The following is a 17813-nucleotide window of genomic DNA, read 5'->3' as shown; positions in this document are numbered from 1 at the left end:
GAATTCCTTACGCGGAAGAGCAGATCGGAAACGTCATGGCAGGAAGCCGGGCACTCAAGGGGTTTATTGGAGTCTCGGGGCAACGTTGCGCATGATGGCCTTTTCCGCGCTAACAATCGCCAATATTGCCCTCAAATTCGATTCGCCTCATTTCCGACATGACGCCCATCCCTATCGGATTTTCGACCCTTTCTCGTGCACGTCGCCAGGCAACCTGCGCACCTTCACGGGCGACCATAGGGCACCATGACCGCACTGGGACGAGACAGGTCTGGAACGATCGGTGGCGGAGAGGGTGGGAGACTACCCTTCCAACAAGAAAGGCGCCATTTTTGGGGCAATGGCCATAATCAGGTCACGCATAATGTAGCCCTTTTTGTAGCAGGCGGCGTAGCTATCGCATCCTTTCTCGGCCCAATCAGCTCAGTGCTCAAACCTCCAGCGACAATTGGCATCTGTTATTTCTCTAATCGTCAGAGAAGATCTTCTCTGCTCGCGCTAAAGAACGCCTTCCTCCGAGGCCGAGGGGCAATCTCGGGCCTGGGTCCTTGAGCTGGGCCGACGGCGCGGCCTTGCCTTGTGTTGGGGTTCATCCGAACAGGCTGAGTTAACGCTCGCTCCTCCGTCCACCCCATACGTAACCTGCCGTATAAAATAGATGCCTTGATACCAAGGCGATTAGCCCAAACGACTACTGGCAGTCGTTCGCCGTCATGCTCAATCAATCGCGACCGTGTGGAGTTCCTAATGTTTTCGCTTCTGCTAACCCAGGCACAGTTTTGCTTATAATATCCGTCATCGTTATCAAGTCGGTCGATTTGAAAATCAGAGTTAGGCTTAGGGCCCATATCTTCGAAAAAGCTTTTGAAAACTTGCCAACGACTACAAACTCTGATGCCGCGTGCGCCGTAATTTGCATATGAACTACTTCTAGGGTCGCCACACCTAAGGAGCATCATACGCCAGGTTCCATACTCGCTAGGATACCGGGCCGACAGGCCATCAGCAGTGTGTGCAAGGTGTCCGCAGGATACGGAATTTCCCGTACGCATGTGGCGCCCCATTACTGATCGCTCCACTCCGCATGAGCATCGGCAAATCCACCAAGCTCCACCTAGATTTCTGTTGTCGTCGCGACGCAAAACGACCCACTCCCCCCAAACTTGCCCTGTCATGTCTATTAGTTGAACCATACTCTAAAATGTATGCCATTTACGGTGTTAGGACCAGTGCTTCGTGCTCATGCGAGCGGCGCGGCGCGCTCCGCCGACGAGGACAGGCAACGCCAGCCAGTGGTCGACGTAGAGCGCCTGCTTCCACGGCTTCATCCCAGCGCCCTTGATCTGGGTAATCATCTCCAGTGCGCTCATAAGGGGCACGGGTCCGGAGGACGGGCGACCTTGCATCCCCATGATCGGAGCGTTCTTCTCGCGGACCTTCGAGAAGTCGAGCACGAGCAGTTCGTCGCGGTAGACCTTCTGGTAGGTCATGATCTCCAGCAGTTCGACGGCCTCTGCCCAACCTTCGCGGCTGTCAGGCACCTCGAACCAATGGACCTTGTCGCCCTTGCCGTAGAGGTGCTTGGCGTCGCGCACGCTGGTGTGCCGGGAATTATCGAAATCGGGGTGGGCTTCATCGAGCACGACGCGCAACATCGGCATGTAATCCCAATTCGTCAGCATCATGTCGTCGTCGTAGCAACGATCAACGGATGCGCCGTGCTATAGACATTCTATTTACCGAATTGCCGCGTAAGTCTCGCTAACCGACTTAAGGGCAGCCAGCCAATCGGGCCGATGTGACAGCGCTTTGGCTTCTGCGCGACTAATCTGGTCGGGCAAAAGGATGCAGGCCCAGTTATCGGCTCGGACCGTCTCATCGAGAAATGCGCGCCACTTTGTCGGATTGTCGAAACGGCGATGAATGCGGGTATGGCAGGACCGACAAACCGACTTCAGAGCGAACGGTCGAAAATATAATTCGTTATGGCTGTGCTCTGCTTGACGCGTCTCACATAGAGAGCAGATAGAATGCCTTTCTAGCAATCCCATCCGCCAAGCGATGTTATTTTTCTGCCACACTGCGATCCTTTCAGCTCCCGTGGCACCATTGTACGATCCGGGTACCGGCCAACCCCAACGTGGCAACGGAAAACCATCTATGATGAGAGCTTCGACCTTCCGATCAAGGATTACATCAGCGGGGACTGAACTGTATGGTTCGATCACGGTCGCAGGTCGGTCGAGTTAAGGGCGGCGTGTAGCTTACTGACAGCGCCTTGCAACCAGGTGCAGATTTGGCTCGTGATTTCCCGGCTAACAGTTGCATGTAGGTTGACCGCCGGCCCCTCATTTGGCAGTTCAAAAATGCCCTCGAATTGGCCAGCTGGTGTCGCGAAGTGCCTCGCCTGAACTCTCATGCCCGTTCCGCCGACAACAGGCGGTAAACGGATGCGCGAGACACCTGCAGGCGATTGGCGATCTCCGAAGGAGTGAGGCCCTCTCCAGCAAGCGCACGCATCGCTGGCAATTTGCGGAGGGCCGTCGGTGCCCTGCCTTTATATTTGCCCTCCCGTTTGGCGCGTTCAATTCCTTCACGCTGCCTGACGAGCATCAACTCTCGCTCGAATTGCGCGAGCGCGCCGAACATCGTGATCATGAGGCGGCCCGTAGGTGACTTCGTGTCCATCTCGGCCCCGCCAAAGTCCAGAACACGTAGAGCGACACCCTTAGTCTCAAGAAGGTCGATAATCCGAAGTAGGTCGGTGGTGGAGCGAGCAAGACGGTCGAGCCTGACGACAACGAAGACGTCACCCTCTCTTGCAAAATCCAGTGCCTGATCGAGTTGCTCTCGCTCGCCGACGGAGGAAACCTGCTCTCGAAACAGACGCTCAATGCAACCAACTTGTTCGAGGGCGCTAAGTTGAGCGTCTAACCCGGCAACCTGATCGAATGTCGAAGTTCGTGCGTAGCCAATAAGCAACCGAATTTCCTAGGTTATTTCTCCTAGGTTTAGTCTAGCCGAGTGTGCCGCACGGTCTAGGACATTCAAATACTGTACACAGGTCTCGAAAATAAAATGCGGCTGATACATACTGACCTATAATCTTGTTCATCTGACCTATAATCTTGTTCATAAAAACTAACGCATCTCGGTGTCCAACATGTTCCTAGGAGCATACGAGAAAGCGTCTAATTGGATAAATTGAACCAGTGTGAGCCACATTGAGCGTCCCCGCTCCGTCCAACTAGGGGAAGGTCCCTCAAGAAGCTTCGAGAGCCAGGCAGGGACACATTAATCTCAAGCCATTGGTTTTTCGTCGGGCTTCTGCCAAGCTCCTCAAATATGGTCGAACACACAACTCATTACACGGACGGACATTCCGTCGTAACAGTGGACTTCACGGCGAGGGAGGGTGGCCGCCTCGCTACGTGTCTGCTGCAGGTGGCACCAGTAGATTTATCGCATATACCGGACGATCAGAGCCGCAGTGACGTAGTTACAACGATTGAAGAATTGGTGGGTCGAGAGGGGCATGTGCCAATTCTTGACGATCTCATTCCTCAGCGGCCACCCACACTCATCCTTGCTCCCGAGTATGCGTTGGCATCTGCGGATTGGCACCGAGTGGACCAAGCCGTTCGCCAGTCGCCAAGACCCCTTATACTTATCGCTGGCTTTGGGATGACCGCAGCCTCGGTTGTTGAAGAATGGCTCGGCGTCGACGACGGTGAGACAAAAAGGCTAGCGGCCTGGGATCAAGATGCGCGCCCGGTCACCGGAAATCGTCGGCTGAACGGTGGTTGGTGCTGGATCCACCGTCCTAACGAGGCGCCCATCTGTATCGTTTTTGTCAAAAATCACCTTGAACAATCGCATGAGGCTCTTGGGCAGCCAGATCTTCTAGAGGGAAAGGCGCTCTTAGAGGTTAGACTTTCAGACCTTCGCCTTTTCCCCCTTATTTGCGCGGATATGCTTAGGCCGCGAATGGAAAATGGGAGCATCCAGAGCCGATTAGAACGTTCACTCAGGGACGAACTACTGGACCTTCCTATCCTTGTGACAGCTTCGCTTTTGCAGAGCACCGCCTTCGATCCAAACTGGCAGACCGCCATTGGCGACGTAGCCGCGCAAATAAGTAATCAGGCTGTGGTTATAGCCGTCGCCAATCAAGCATACGGGAAACTTCACCCCGAGGAAGAGCTTGATCGCTGGCGTTCACTAAGTGGCGTCTTTGGGCGACGCACGGATCTTAACAAGGGCCACGAAGCGTTCCCGGCCGGACGCGCCGTACAAACCCCTCACTTTAATGGACTAGTACTGCGTGATAGCGGTCCCTGTGTCGTATGTGGCGATGTAGCTTGGCCACCGTACACACCTATCAGTTCGCTTGTACGTTGGCGCGCGGTTAACTGCTGCCCAATAAATGCAGGTCGGATCGAGACTGACGACACGCTACGAATGTCAACTTGTGATTTTGAATTGCACAGGTTCACGCTGCGCTACCCTCAACAGGCAGATTTCTCATCCAGTCTTGGCTCAGGCCTGCAAAAAATCAGAGCGCATTTGGAAACAGGCAATTATCCTAGCGGATCTTTGATCGCTGGAAGCATCATTTCAGGCGTCGATCGCGATCCGGACATGAACGGTGACGATTTTTTTACCGTGGCGAACGCCCTCTCTGAGGGGCTGAACACTCTCGCCTTTGTGGCAGACCTCGATGGGAGCACTTGGCAACAAGACCCAGCTGAGGCGGGCCAGATGCGGCGAGGGGAAACTAATGTGTTAGTATGGCGCGATCCGCGCCTAAGCGGACGCGCTATCATGAGAACGTTGCAGGACTGGGCTCTCAAGGGCGCTGCACACCCACCGTTGCAGGTGATTGCGCGCGGAAACCCGGACGATGTTGCGCTTGGCCCCGTCATTCCGGATCGAAAATCAGACATTAGCCAACCCCCTACCGAAGAGGGCGACTGGGCTGCAGCCCGATCCATTAGAAAAATTAGGTGCGTACCGCTGGGGACGATTGCCGCGATCTATGCAGACGGGGCTGCCACAATCGAAAATGTTAAGGCCCGTGCTTCGGATGCCCTGCGTTAAGGATAGTTTACGTCATGATTACGCTTCCCCTACACGAGCTAGGTAAACGCTGTGAGACGGTGGGCCTGCGTCGGGCCGAGCCGACGCACGACATGCCTCTACCCGATGGCGCCGCCATGTGGACAAGTAGCTATGCTACATTACTCCTTTGGCCCGTAGCCAGCGTGGAAACTCACGTATTAGAGGAGGCGGAGATTACCGGACAAGATTGGCTGGACGAAAATCTAGCCCTGAAAGAGGGAGGGTCGTTGACAGATGGCTACTTGGTTCTGGCATTGCCCAGTCCACCTTCCGAAATTGGTGTTATTCGTGAGATTGAGCAGTCGACAATGGTTTGCCGAAAGCACGTCATTTGGTTTGAAGAGCTCAATGATCTGAGTTGGAAAGGCGTTGAAAAAATCACCGTCATAGCTCTTCCCCAACCCATTATCGCGTCAGAAGACCTATCTTACCCAGATATGGATGAAGATGCGCTGGGCGTTTGGGAAATTGTACGAAAAAACGGGCCTAACGAAGCTTCAACAATTTTGGAGCTTCTGCGATGACAGCACTGGCCATCGACAAAATCGAAATTCAAGGTTTCCGGGGCCTTGCTAAACCGCTGCCGGTTGATCTGAGATCTCCCCTCACCGTTCTCTACGCTCCTAATGGTACCGGTAAAACGACAATCTGCGACGCCGCTGAGTGGGTAGTCACCGGCAAGGTTGCTCGACTATGCGTTGGACCAAGCTTCGACGAAACAATCCTACGTCCAAAGTTCGACAACTCATTTCGGACCGAGGTTACCGCACATATAAGAATAAATGGATCCGTGCATCGCGTTCGACGACGAATAGGTGAGCTATGCCTGGCTGAGGGTAATGGAAACTGGCACCCTGTAAATCTGTCTGACCTGTTGGAAAAACTTGCCCCCGAAGGAGCAGGAAAGGCTCATTACAAGCGCACAATCCACCAGAGACAAGAGTATATCCGGGGTACCCGCTTTTTATCCTCCGACACGTTAGCCATTCTATTAGACCCTGAAGCCGAGGATCGGAGGCAAGAAATATTTTCTGATTTACTCGGCACTCGACACCTGCTTGAGGCTGAGAACAAACTCGAAAAGTTAAAAACAGCTCTTAAGAAAGAAGAGCGGCGATTAGTTTCGTCGTTTGACAGCATAACCGAAGAGCTCGCCGATTTGGAACGTGCGGGATTGACTGCTCCTGAGGTGCCCGCCCGCGCCTCAATCGAAGCCGCCGAGCGTCTGTTGAATCTTCAATCCTCCGATGCTGCGTTGGAGACAAGAGTGCAGCAGGTTGTTGGCGCTATTGCAGGGCAACGTCAGCAGTACGCCCAGCGCCGCTTAAATATCGCAATGCTGCGAGTGCAAATACCTCAGATTTCCGACCTTCAAAGAAATGCTGCCGAAGCTGAGAATGGGCGCAAGGCTGCCGAGGCAACATCTGCGAAAATCCGACCTCAACTTGTCAAGCTACAGGAGGAGGCCGCCTCTATCGTAGGTCGGCGGCAAGGCCTAAGAGCTCGCGTCACTGACCTCGCTGAAGGCAGAGAGCAGTTGAAAACAGCTAGCTCAAGCGTACTCGTGCATTACGGGCGGCTTGGGGCTGAGCAACCAGGAAAGCTGTCGCTCAGCCAGTCCTTTGCACGAACCAGAGACTGGGAACTATCGGACGATGCGCGGCAGGTTAAACGTGCCGCCGTCCAAGCTCTCTCATTCGGTCTTCCCGAATACCGGAGGCGGAGAGCAGAGCTAGAGATTAAGCAAGGCGAGCTGATCACCTCTACCACCGCGCTGGAAATTGACGCTGAGTTGAAGGCTTCTCGCGGGTCGACGGTCCAGGACCAAGCAAGACTTCGGGAGCTTCGTCGCCGGTTGGAGGTGGAAGCAGAGCCAGTGCAAAGGCTCCAGATGCTTGCTCGGGAATTAGCAGCGCATGAGGCTCATGGAACGGATTGTCCCGCGTGCGGGCACGATTGGGAGACAACCGACTTACTTCGGCGAGCACTGGAGACAATCTCCGAACGTACGCCTGCTTCGTTGGAGGCGATCGAGAGGCAAATTGCTGTGCTCGAGAAAGACCTTTCCGCTCAGAACGCCTTGGAGGTAGAAGCAGCAGCGCGAGAAGAAGCGCACCAAGTGCTCACCGGTGAAATCTCCCGACTTATTTCCTCGTGCGCAGAGTTCGAGCAGAACGCCGCAAGATGGTTAACCACTCCCGTTCCGGATGAAGCTGACCATATCCTACAACGCCTTCTGATAAGTCTCGATCTAGCCGACGCTCTTCGGAGCTTAGATAAAGCGCAAGGCCTTATTGGGCGTTTTGTCAGCTTCGACACCGAGATCCCGCTAGAAGATGCAAGTGCAGCAGCGCTGACCAGCATAAGCAATCTCTTAGCCGCGTCATCTGCTTCTCTTGGCGAGCTAGAGGCATCACATAACGCGATCCTGTATCAAATCCAGGATGCGGAACAACAGATCTCAGCCGCCGACGCCGCAGCACGAGCTTATGAGACGCAAGAGGCACAGGCGCGGAATAGACTGGACGTGCTTACACAGAGCTGGAGCGCCCTAGGGATTTCGGAACCGATAAACAGAGAAACGCTGGAAAAGGTTTCTCTCCAAGATGAGGGCACCGAGGCATCTTTACTGAAAGCAGAAGTCGAAGCTGAGGCGGCGAGAGCTAGCGCGGAACTTGAAGCGAGGCTAGTCGTCGCATCGCGCAAACGTGAGAAAAGGAGCGAAGTATCGTCAGAGCTCGAACGACTGCAGGCGCAGCTACAGTCAACGAGCAACGCCTTATTGGCCTTTAGCGGTCACGCGGCAGTCGAGAGCAAGGCACGAATTTCTGGCCTTACGGCGTCCGTCAATGCTATCTTTTCACGTCTTCATTCCAATAGAGTAATCGACGAAATTAGCTTAGGAGAGGCGACGCTTTACTGGGCAGGAGGATGCGGGGCGGAACGTATCGAACCACCGGAGTTCAGCCACGGTCAACGCCAAGACCTCGCGCTAGCGTTATTTCTCGCGAGAGCTCGCAGCATCGGGGGAAGCTTTATTCTTGACGAACCCATGGCCCATTTGGACGATTTAAATCGGGTGGGTTTAATCGATGTATTTAGATCAATAGCTATCGAACAAGAGGGCTTAACTAATGTGCTCGTCACTACTGCCAGCCGCTCTCTCACTCGGCATCTCGCGGAGAAGTTCGCACGCGTAGGCGACACCTTACGGGCCGAAGGAGGCAGCGCCATGAGAGTCGTCGAGCTGGAAGGCAACACTCGCAGCGGCGTAAATATCGGACAGTAGCTGAAATCTGCAATTTTCCTTCGATGACTATTTTAGCCGTATGAAACAGTGGGTGCCCAAATTCCTAATCTGGTCGTGGCCCAATCGTCGCACGTCGAGCAGTCGTCTGTCTTCGCGGATGAAATACTTAAGGAGCCCAGTACTGGAGCATGCTCTGCAACGCGTTGCAAGGCAGAGCGTCTTCTCTATCGTCAGCTGTTGATCAAGCGCTCGTTCCAGAAGCCGGTGATTGGGGGGAGTTGACCACGAGAGATGTCAATAGCTGCCTAACCTCCGAGCGTTGAAAGCTGCTGCTTAGGCAGCCAATATCAATGCCCCAAATCAAACCAAGGAATGCGCTCGATCTCTGTAAGGGTCGCTTTTGGTGAAGTGTCACCGTAAGCTTCTCCTTCTGTTCGAGGGACGTGACCTTGAATGTAATCCCTGATCTCCGGCACCATGCGGCAGTCGCGGGCAAGCGTTTTAAAGCGATGCCTCCATCCGTGGTTTGGTCTTACTCCGCGATCCGTAACTCCCACCTCGCCACGAACCCATCGCGCAACATGCTCCCCCACCTTCTTCGACTGCCTATTCGCACTCGATCCGCCACGAGCCAGCGCCGGATCATAAAAGATGGGGCCTCGTCGAGCTCGTGTAAGCTCGGGGAAGCCTTGATCAACTAAATGCGGGTGTAGCGCGACCACACGCGCACTTCCATCTTTTGTGCCCCCGGCTTCGGGGGTGATCCGGATGGTCCATATGTCGTCTATCAGTTCTACATCTTCAGCGCGAAGCTGTGCCATTTCATCGACCCTCGATCCGGTATACGCACACAGCCACGGCAGCCATCGTCGCGCTAGTCGTCTTCCGTCGCTCAACGAGGTTCGATGCTCCGCCAGCGTTGCCTTAAGGATCGCTTTGGCTTCGCTATCTGTAAAACCATTGGGACGAAGCTTCGGCGCGCGCTTTTTACCAGCGACAGACACTCCACTTGCCACATTTTCTTGTAGCTGTCCGCTTCCGACACCCGTGGCCAGGGTTGTTTTGATCGCGGATAGATACGTCTCGCGAACGGTCTTCACATTCAGCGGCTTACCGGCTGCACCGCCTTCGGAAAGCAGATGGTCACGCCACAGGGCAACATCGCGCTTTGTCACTCGACGCGCGTCTTCGTGACCGAGGAAAACAATGAACGAACGAACTTTAGCGCGGAATGATTTTACGGTCGCGGGGCTTGGCTTCCGCTCTAACTGATACTCCTCGAACAAGGTCGAGAGTGACACCGGTGGCCCGAACGTGGCGCCGCAGTCGGCCTCTTCTCGTTCGTTACGAAGCAATTCCTCGGGGCCAAATCCACTATCGCAAACAGTTGCAGGGCGACCCTCTAAAAACTGGATCTCACGCTCTGCTACCTCAATCTGCGAGCGCGCTACCATATCGAGCAGAGTGTGCCATTTTTCGCCCTGGTGATCGAGCGACCAGCCAAGCCGGTCGCAGAGAGCCTCGCCCTGCCAGTAAACGTCTAGAGGTGCGCTATCGCTTTCGAGCCCCCGCGAGCCTTGAACCGCGCGGCGAAAGGCCTTCAGGTCTTCAAGCCGGATGCGGGCTGCAGCTATTTGCTTGGGGTCTTGCTTATTTACGCCCCGCAACCGCATTAGCCGATTCTTAAAAGCACTGAGAACTTGGACTTCAATCTCACGCTTGGTAGGCTCGTAGATCGCAGTTGCGATCTTGGCAGGCGCGACCTCTTTTCGAGCGACTGCTACGCGCGTCTCGAACGCCTCATTCGCTTTCTGCAACCGAGTTCGAGCAACTGCCAATTCGCTCGTCTTCAAGGATTTCCAGACCTCGCCACTACCACCGAAGGCGAGCCGAACGTCGTCAGGCACACTCCTACGATAATACAATCTGTCGCCTCTACGAGCGAGATATCGATGCCCCCGAACCCCCTTCATATTCTCCTCTAATGTAGCAAGCTATGTAGCAGACCATGCACCATATGTGGCGGAAAACAAGAATTTCCTAGGCCATGTGTACGATTTAGCAAGTTAGTGGCGGAGAGGGTGGGATTCGAACCCACGTTACGGTCTCCCGTAAACTGCATTTCGAGTGCAGCGCATTCGACCACTCTGCCACCTCTCCGCAGAGGCGAATGGCGCGGGGGAAATCGTCCGGCCGGTCGTCAGGAAGCGGGCCAATAGCCAATGGTTAGGGCTTTGCCAAGCCTTTGCGCAACGCACCTGCCCGGCGATGCTATTTCGCTTGAAGCCCGGCCGCGGCCGCCTACATTGAAGCCATGACCGATTTTCCCTTCGCCGGCCGCACCGAGTCGCGCGCCCTGCCCGACATGCCGCCGATTTCCACCGCGACGTTTTCGATCGGCGACGTCGTGCGCCACCGCATGTTCGATTTTCGCGGCGTCGTGTTCGATATCGATCCGGTCTTTGCCAATTCGGACGAATGGTACGATTCGATCCCCGAAGGCATTCGCCCGGCCAAGGATCAGCCGTTCTACCACCTGCTCGCCGAAAGCGCCGACGAAAGCTATGTCGCCTATGTCAGCCAGCAGAACCTGCTGCGCGATGCCGATGGCGGTCCGGTCGATCATCCCGGTATCGGGTCGCTGTTCGACCTCAGCGGGTCGGGCAATTATGCGCTCAAGGCGCGCCTACGCCACTGATCGCGGCCACTGATCGCGAGGCTGTCCGCGGCCGTCAGGCCTTGAGCCGCCAGCCCGAACGCAACAGCGCGAGGCACGTGCCCCACAGCAGCAGGTTGACCCCGACGAGCACCGCGACGCCGATCGCCAGCGGCGAATCGGCGACCCCGATAAAGCCGTAGCGAAAGCCCGATATCGCATAGAAGAACGGGTTGGCGTGGCTGATCGCGCGAAACACCGGCGACAGCGCCTCGACCGAATAGAATGTCCCCGACAGCAGCGCGAGCGGCGCGATGACGAAATTGGTCACCGCCGCGGCATGGTCGAACTTCTCGGCCCAGATCGACGCGATCACCCCCATGAAGCCGAGCATGGTAGAACCGAGCAGGCCGAAAACCGCGACCGCCCAGACATGCGTCGGCACCGCTTCGCCACCGACAAACAGCAGGACAGCGACCCACACCGCGACGCCGACCATCAGCGCGCGCACGACCGATCCGGCGACCAGCGCGAAGAGCAGCTCGCCTTCGGAAATCGGCGGCATCAGGTAATCGACGATCGTTCCCTGGATCTTGCCGACGAGCAGCGAGAAGCTGGCATTGGCAAAACTGTTCTGCATCATCGCCATGATGATCAGGCCCGGCGCGATAAATGCGGCAAAGGGAACGCCCATCACTTCGCGCCCCGAACGGCCGAGCGCGACGGTGAACACGACGAGCAACAGCATCGCCGACAGCGCCGGGGCCCAGACCGCCTGCGTCTGGACCTTCATGAAACGGCGGATTTCCTTGATCAGCAGCGCGCGGGTGCCCGACCAGTTGACCGACCGGATCGTTCGCACACCGGGTTCGGGAAAGCGCTGCGTCGCGCGCGCTGGCGATGAAAGACCTGTTTCGTTATCCATGATGGCAGCGCCTATCGGCCCAGCGCGCACGCGGCAAGTTGCAATCCGGCTCGCGAATCCCTAACTCGCCACGCAGAGACGGGCGCGCGCTGCCACCGGCATGCGCGCCATCAGCATTTATCAAGAAGGGTGCCCCGCCACATGGCTTGGACCGACGAACGTATCGACCAGCTCAAATCGCTCTGGGAAAAGGGCCTGACCGCTAGCCAGATCGCCGACGATCTCGGCGGCGTCAGCCGCAACGCGGTGATCGGCAAGGCGCATCGTCTCGGCCTCAAGTCGCGGCCATCGCCGGTCAAGGCCGCCGATGCCAAGGCGCCCGCCAAGAAGGCGGCACCCGCCAAGGCTGCGCCCGCCAAGCCCGCTCCGGCGCGCAAGCCAACCGCGGCTCCGGCTCCGCCCCCGGCCCCCGCGCCGCGTGCCGCCGAGCCCGCCGCGCCGCGTCCCGCTGCGTCGGGCGTCCAGTCGCAGCCGTTGCCCGAGGACAGCAAGTTCTCGACTCCCAAGATCGTCTCGGTCGGCCCCGGCGGCTTCTTGCGTCAGGGTCCCGGCGATCAGCAGCCGCCGATCCCGCCCGCTCCGCCGCGTCGCCGCGTGCCCGCCAAGCCGAGCGCCGAGATTGCCGACAAGACCGGCCTGCTCGATCTCAACGAGCGGATCTGCCGCTGGCCGATGGGCCATCCCGGCGAGCCCGATTTCCATTTCTGCGGCGTCGACGTCAATCCGGGCTACCCCTATTGCGTCGAACATTGCGGTCGCGCCTATCAGGCGCAGCTGCCACGCGGCACGCGCCGCCCGCCCCCGCCGCTCCCGTTCGGCGGCCCGCGCGTCCGCTAACCCGCCACGCCGATCGGGCACGCACGAATGCGCGCCCTCCCCGCGTTCGGGAGGGCGTCGCTTCCTGCCCTTCGTCGGCGCGCTGAATTCAACGCAGCACTGGCAAGTCTAGCGTTTTTTCTTACCGGCTTTGGCCTTGGCGCTGCCCGACTTCATAGCCGCGAGCCGCTGCGAGACTGCGTCTTCACGGCGAATCGCATCGATTTCCGCGAAAGCCGCCTTGTCGTCGCTCGACGCCGGCGGATCGCGGGTGAGGTCGTCCATAATCCGGGCGAAGCGCTGTTCGGCCTTGGCCACGGTCTGCTCGACCGTGTCGCACCCGGCTCCGTCGTCACGCGCAAACGAGCTTCCCCGATCGGCCGTCGCCGAGCGCAGCTGTTCCGCCATTTCCTGGCGACGCTGCGCCAAGGCTTCGCCTAGCGCCTGCAGCCGCTTGATCTCGCGCTTGGCTTGCGCCTTGGTCTCGCCTTGTCGCGCCTGCTCGCGTTCCAGGTCGATCTGGCGCGCAAAGGCTGCACGCGCGAGGTCCTCGCGGTCCTTCGACAGCGAATATTCGGCCTTCTCGCCCCATTCGGCGATGTCCTTGGCCAATTCGGCCTCGCGCTGTTCGGCCGCGTCGCGGCGGCGTTCGGCGGCGAAGCGCTGGTCGCGGGCATCGTCTTCGGCCTGCTCGACCTCGCGCACCGAATAGCGCGCCAAGCTCGCCTGGTTGCGTTGCTCGGCACCGGACAGTCCGAGTTCCAGGTTGGCGGCGAACGCATGACGCGCCCGCATGAAGATCGATGCTGGCATATTTCCTCCCCCACGCTCACCGTAAAACCGAGCTAAAGCGATGATAGTCAGGCAGTAAATAACGGTCAAGCGATCCACTCATCGCGGTCGACGGGGCAACGCGAGATCAGCGTCGCGGCGTTTGACAGTGGAAAACGCGATATTTACCTCCCCGCATTAAGGGGGGCTATGGCCGGGAATCGAACAGCAAATATGCGCACGCCGCAGCGCGCCGTGGCGCCTGCATGGCGTGGCGCGGCCTTCATTGTGCTGTTCGCCGTGCCGAGCTTTCTCGAGCTCGGCCTCGCGAACCGCAAGTTCGGCGTCTTTACCGGCGGCTTCGGTGCATCGCGCACGCTCGACACGCCGATCGAATGGGCCGCGTTCGCGCCGCTGCTGCTACTCGGCAACCTGCTGTTCGCCGCCGCGGTCGCGTGGATCGTCGTCAAGCTTCACCGCCGCCGCTGGAACGGGCTCCTGTTCGTCTTCAACCTCGGCCTGCTCGTACCAGGCATCCTCGTCGCGCTGATCGTCGCGCGCTACGAGGTGATGCGCTATATTTCCGATGCGATGAGCTTTCGCGTGATGCGCGATCTCGGCGGCGGCAGCATGACCGACGCGCTGCTCTACATCCTCGCCGGACAGGGCCTGGCGATCGCGCTGGCGGCAGCAGCCATCGTTTTTGCAGCATGGGCGATGCGCTGGGCGGCGCGGCGCGATGCCCCAGCCTCACGCCGCCTCTATCGCGTCTCGCGCCGCTGGCGGATCGCTTTTGCCGCCGGGCTCGTCGCCCTCGTTCCGCTGATGGCCATCGCCGACCGGATCGGCGACACGCGCTTCGTTGCCGAACGCTTCGTCACGCTCGCCGCCGTGCGCGGCGTGCTCGATCTCGCGACCGATTTCGACCGCGACGGCTATGGCGTCTTCGGCCTCACGCGCGACCCCGCACCGTTCGACGCCGCGCGCTATCCCTTCGCGCTCGACATTCCCGACAACGGCCGCGACGAGGACGGCATCGGCGGCGATTTCACCGCGGTCGTCGCGCCCCACCCACATGCCAGGCTCGCCTTGCCCGCGCAGCCCAAGAACCTGGTCATCGTCGTCATCGAAAGCATGCGCGGCGACGTTTTGGGAATGCGCGTCCACGGCAAGGTCGTCGCGCCCAATCTCGAGGCGCTCGCCCGCCAGGGCAGCCATTTTCCCGCCTACAGCCATGTCGGCTTCACCACCGCCTCGCTCAAGAGCCTGTTCACCGGTGAGATCGCCCCGACCCATCCGGGCGCCTCGCTGTTCCCGCTGCTCAAGCGTACCGGCTATCGCGTCGCGGTCTTTTCGGGCCAGCCCGAAAGCTTCGGCGGTATCGCCGCGGTCACCGGCATGCGCGCCGCCGCCGACCCGATGGTCGACGCGCACGTCTTGCAGGACCAGCGCGCGGGCGCGTTCGCCGCCGAAGGATCGCTGCTGGTCGACGAGAAACGCCTGCTCGCGGCCTATGACGCACGGCTCGGCAAGGCGCCGACCGACCGCCCGTTGTTCGCCTATTTCAATTTCCAGTCGCCGCACTTTCCCTATTGGCACGACGGCATGGAAAACCTCGTCGAGCCGTCGCCGCTGTCGCGCAGCGCAATCACCGACGGCACCGATCGCGCCACGCTCGCACGGACCTATTACAACGCGGTCGCCTGGTCCGATGCCGCGCTGGGTGCATTGATCACCCGGCTCAAGGCCTCGGGACAATGGGACAACACCGTCCTGCTCGTTGTCGGCGACCACGGCGAATCGCTCCTCGACGACGGCTTCCTTGGTCACGGCCACATGCTCAACGACAGCCAGACGCGGACCGTCGCGGTGACCAACGTGCGCGGCGTCGAGGGAAAATTCGCCGGCCTGTGGGATCTACGCGACCTGCTCGTCGACATCCTCTCCAACCGGCCGCCGCGCCTGCCCGAACGCCCCGTGCTTCAGCATATCGGCGATCTCGACACGCCCGCGCGGATCGGGCTGGTCGATGCGTCGGGGCGGATCGGCTACAATCCCGAACGCGGCACCTGGTCGTTCGACGGCGGCCATAGCGAGCTGACCGACGATGCGTTGAATCGGACGCAGAAGCGCCGCGCGCGTGCGCTCATCGACCTGTGGTCGAACGCGCGCTGGCAGGCGCATCGCAAAACCCCGACCAGCGCGCCAGATTGACCTTGCGGGGCCGACTCCCCGCCCCCTATAGCCGGTGTCATGGCCGACGATCTTTTCGGCGCCTTGGGGGGCGCTCCAACCGCTAAATCCGATTACGACGCATCCTCGATCGAGGTGCTCGAAGGGCTCGAGCCCGTGCGTCGCCGTCCCGGCATGTATATCGGAGGGATCGACGAGCGTGCGCTCCACCATCTCGCCGCCGAAGTCATCGACAACTCGATGGACGAGGCGGTCGCGGGCCACGCCAACCGCATCGAGATCACGCTCGAGGCGAACAACCGCCTGACCGTCGCCGACAATGGCCGCGGCATCCCGGTCGATGCGCATCCCAAATTCCCCGACAAGTCGGCGCTCGAGGTCATCATGACCACGCTCCATTCGGGCGGCAAGTTCGCCGGCAAGGCCTATGCCACATCGGGCGGCCTGCACGGCGTCGGCGTCAGCGTCGTCAACGCGCTGTCGAGCGACACCGTCGTCGAAGTCGCCCGCGACAAGACGCTCTATCGTCAGAGCTTCGCGCGCGGCCTGGCCCTCGGCCCGCTCGAAAAGGTCGGCCCGACACCCAATCGCCGCGGCACGACGATCGCCTTTACCCCCGACCTCGAAATCTTCGGCGAGGGCGCGAAGTTCAAGCCCGCGCGCCTCTACCGCATGGCGCGGTCAAAGGCCTATCTGTTCGCGGGCGTAGAGATCCGCTGGAGATGCGATCCCGATCTCATCACCGACGACACGCCTGCCGAAGGCGTGTTCCAGTTTCCCGGCGGCCTGACCGATCATCTCGCCGAACAGGTCGGCGAGCGCGCCTGTGCGACGACCGAGTTCTTTTCGGGATCGCAGGACTTCCCCGATACCGAGAGCGGCCAGTCGGGCGGCCGCGTCGAATGGGCAGTCGCCTGGCCGCTCTATTCGGACGGGTCGTATAGCTGGTATTGCAACACCGTGCCGACCCCCGACGGCGGCACGCACGAAACCGGGCTGCGCGCCGCGCTGACCAAGGGCATCCGCGCCTTTGGCGATCTTGTCGGCGCGAAGAAGTCGAAGGACATCTCGGCCGAGGACATCGTCACCGGGGCCGAGCTGATGCTCAGCGTCTTCATCCGCGACCCGCAGTTCCAGAGCCAGACCAAGGACCGCCTGACCAGCCCCGAGGCGGCACGGATGGTCGAGAACGCCATGCGCGACCATTTCGACCATTTCCTCGCCGACAACATGGACCGCGGCAAGGCGCTGCTCGGCTATGTCATGGAACGGATGGACGAGCGCCTGCGCCGCAAGCAGGAGCGCGAGGTCAAGCGCAAGACCGCGACCTCGGGCCGCAAGGTCCGCCTGCCCGGCAAGCTCACCGATTGCGCCAACGACGACAGCGCGGGCACCGAACTGTTCATCGTCGAAGGCGACAGCGCCGGCGGCAGCGCCAAGCAGGCGCGCAACCGCAAGACGCAGGCGATCCTGCCGATCCGCGGCAAGATCCTCAACGTCGCCAGCGCAACCAACGCCAAGATCATGGCCAACCAGGAAATCGCCGACCTGACGCTCGCGCTCGGTTGCGGCACGCGCAAGGACTGCGACGCCGACCAGCTGCGCTACGAACGCGTCGTCATCATGACCGACGCCGATGTCGACGGCGCGCATATCGCGACCTTGCTGATGACCTTTTTCTTCCAGGAAATGCCCGACATCGTCAAACGCGGGCACCTCTTCCTTGCCCAGCCGCCGCTCTATCGCCTCGTTGCCGGAGCCAAGAGCGCCTACGCCCGCGACGACGCGCACCGCGCCGAGCTCGAGGCGACCGAGTTCAAGGGCAAGAAGGTCGAGGTCAGCCGCTTCAAGGGTCTCGGCGAGATGAACCCGCAGCAATTGCGCGAAACGACGATGGCACCCGAAACGCGCGGCCTGATCCGCATCACGCTGCCGCAGGAATATGAGCAGCGCGCCGGGGTCAAGGACCTCGTCGACCGGCTGATGGGGACCAACCCCGCGCACCGTTTCGCCTTCATCCAGGCCAACGCCGCCAGCCTCGAAGAAGACGCGATCGACGCCTGACGCTGCTTGCCGCGGGT

The 17813-nt window shown here is 59.6% G+C and carries 12 protein-coding genes and 1 tRNA gene; 7 read left to right on the top strand and 6 right to left on the bottom strand.

The features are described 5' to 3' along the window. Positions 1-1220: 1220 nt before the first annotated feature. Both FSZ31_RS06425 and FSZ31_RS06420 read right to left on the bottom strand, forming a co-directional pair. A complete protein-coding gene (locus tag FSZ31_RS06425; protein WP_147122368.1) occupies positions 1221-1685 on the bottom strand; it encodes a hypothetical protein in 465 nt (154 codons plus the stop codon). Between the two features lie 730 nt (positions 1686-2415). Next, the gene (locus FSZ31_RS06420) at positions 2416-2982 is read right to left on the bottom strand and encodes a recombinase family protein (RefSeq protein WP_147122366.1); all 567 of its coding nucleotides are present in this window, start codon (positions 2980-2982) and stop codon (positions 2416-2418) included. A gap of 702 nt (positions 2983-3684) precedes the next feature. On the opposite strand from FSZ31_RS06420, the gene FSZ31_RS06415 reads away from it, so the two are divergent. The 3 genes from FSZ31_RS06415 to FSZ31_RS06405 are packed head-to-tail and all read left to right on the top strand — an operon-like array spanning position 3685 to position 8410. Further along, complete coding sequence (locus FSZ31_RS06415) at positions 3685-5100, top strand: ABC-three component system protein (protein ID WP_147122364.1); 1416 nt, start codon at positions 3685-3687, stop codon at positions 5098-5100. Between the two features lie 14 nt (positions 5101-5114). Further along, positions 5115-5645, top strand: a complete 531-nt coding sequence (locus FSZ31_RS06410; protein ID WP_147122362.1) for an ABC-three component system middle component 1 — start codon at positions 5115-5117, stop codon at positions 5643-5645. Then, the gene (locus tag FSZ31_RS06405; RefSeq protein ID WP_147122360.1) at positions 5642-8410 is read left to right on the top strand and encodes an AAA family ATPase; all 2769 of its coding nucleotides are present in this window, start codon (positions 5642-5644) and stop codon (positions 8408-8410) included. The genes FSZ31_RS06410 and FSZ31_RS06405 overlap by 4 nt, the downstream gene beginning before the upstream one ends. Positions 8411-8718: 308 nt before the next feature. On the opposite strand, the gene FSZ31_RS06400 is transcribed toward FSZ31_RS06405, so the two are convergent. Further along, positions 8719-10344: a DUF6538 domain-containing protein gene (locus tag FSZ31_RS06400; RefSeq protein ID WP_147122358.1), complete on the bottom strand. Its 1626-nt coding sequence runs from the start codon at positions 10342-10344 to the stop codon at positions 8719-8721. A gap of 97 nt (positions 10345-10441) precedes the next feature. Continuing rightward, positions 10442-10531, bottom strand: a tRNA-Ser gene (locus tag FSZ31_RS06395). Between the two features lie 154 nt (positions 10532-10685). On the opposite strand from FSZ31_RS06395, the gene hspQ reads away from it, so the two are divergent. Next, complete coding sequence (gene hspQ, locus FSZ31_RS06390) at positions 10686-11069, top strand: heat shock protein HspQ (protein ID WP_147122356.1); 384 nt, start codon at positions 10686-10688, stop codon at positions 11067-11069. Between the two features lie 34 nt (positions 11070-11103). Here hspQ and FSZ31_RS06385 read toward each other — a convergent pair whose 3' ends face one another. Further along, entirely contained in the window at positions 11104-11952 is an 849-nt protein-coding gene (locus tag FSZ31_RS06385; protein ID WP_147122354.1) for an ABC transporter permease, read from the bottom strand. A gap of 141 nt (positions 11953-12093) precedes the next feature. Between FSZ31_RS06385 and FSZ31_RS06380 the strand changes: the two genes are divergently transcribed. After that, positions 12094-12789, top strand: a complete 696-nt coding sequence (locus FSZ31_RS06380; protein WP_147122352.1) for a GcrA family cell cycle regulator — start codon at positions 12094-12096, stop codon at positions 12787-12789. Positions 12790-12897: 108 nt separating this feature from the next. Here FSZ31_RS06380 and FSZ31_RS06375 read toward each other — a convergent pair whose 3' ends face one another. Then, positions 12898-13581, bottom strand: coding sequence for a PspA/IM30 family protein (locus tag FSZ31_RS06375; RefSeq protein ID WP_147122349.1), 684 nt, complete (start codon positions 13579-13581; stop codon positions 12898-12900). 192 nt (positions 13582-13773) lie between these two features. Between FSZ31_RS06375 and FSZ31_RS06370 the strand changes: the two genes are divergently transcribed. Further along, a complete protein-coding gene (locus FSZ31_RS06370; RefSeq protein ID WP_161595966.1) occupies positions 13774-15753 on the top strand; it encodes a sulfatase-like hydrolase/transferase in 1980 nt (659 codons plus the stop codon). 39 nt (positions 15754-15792) lie between these two features. Continuing rightward, positions 15793-17796 carry a DNA topoisomerase IV subunit B gene (gene parE, locus FSZ31_RS06365; RefSeq protein WP_147122344.1) on the top strand — a complete coding sequence of 668 codons (2004 nt, stop codon included), beginning with the start codon at positions 15793-15795 and terminating at the stop codon, positions 17794-17796. The last annotated feature ends 17 nt before the right edge of the window (positions 17797-17813 follow it).

Origin of the sequence: Flavisphingopyxis soli (assembly GCF_007995095.1) — a bacterium.
GTDB classification, from domain to species: Bacteria; Pseudomonadota; Alphaproteobacteria; order Sphingomonadales; family Sphingomonadaceae; genus Flavisphingopyxis; species Flavisphingopyxis soli.
The sequence above is the reverse complement of the archived record's forward strand: the minus strand, read 5'-3'. Positions and strand labels throughout refer to the sequence as shown.

What these genes read in the sequence shown, in the direction of transcription:
- FSZ31_RS06370 (WP_161595966.1), top strand. Translation starts at nt 13,774, where the DNA reads ATGCGCACGCCGCAGCGCGCCGTGGCGCCTGCATGGCGTGGCGCGGCC.
- FSZ31_RS06415 (WP_147122364.1), top strand. Translation starts at nt 3,685, where the DNA reads ATGACCGCAGCCTCGGTTGTTGAAGAATGGCTCGGCGTCGACGACGGT.
- parE (WP_147122344.1), top strand. Translation starts at nt 15,793, where the DNA reads ATGGCCGACGATCTTTTCGGCGCCTTGGGGGGCGCTCCAACCGCTAAA.
- FSZ31_RS06400 (WP_147122358.1), bottom strand. Translation starts at nt 10,344, where the DNA reads ATGAAGGGGGTTCGGGGGCATCGATATCTCGCTCGTAGAGGCGACAGA.
- FSZ31_RS06380 (WP_147122352.1), top strand. Translation starts at nt 12,094, where the DNA reads ATGGCTTGGACCGACGAACGTATCGACCAGCTCAAATCGCTCTGGGAA.
- FSZ31_RS06375 (WP_147122349.1), bottom strand. Translation starts at nt 13,581, where the DNA reads ATGCCAGCATCGATCTTCATGCGGGCGCGTCATGCGTTCGCCGCCAAC.
- hspQ (WP_147122356.1), top strand. Translation starts at nt 10,686, where the DNA reads ATGACCGATTTTCCCTTCGCCGGCCGCACCGAGTCGCGCGCCCTGCCC.
- FSZ31_RS06425 (WP_147122368.1), bottom strand. Translation starts at nt 1,685, where the DNA reads ATGATGCTGACGAATTGGGATTACATGCCGATGTTGCGCGTCGTGCTC.
- FSZ31_RS06385 (WP_147122354.1), bottom strand. Translation starts at nt 11,952, where the DNA reads ATGGATAACGAAACAGGTCTTTCATCGCCAGCGCGCGCGACGCAGCGC.
- FSZ31_RS06410 (WP_147122362.1), top strand. Translation starts at nt 5,115, where the DNA reads ATGATTACGCTTCCCCTACACGAGCTAGGTAAACGCTGTGAGACGGTG.
- FSZ31_RS06405 (WP_147122360.1), top strand. Translation starts at nt 5,642, where the DNA reads ATGACAGCACTGGCCATCGACAAAATCGAAATTCAAGGTTTCCGGGGC.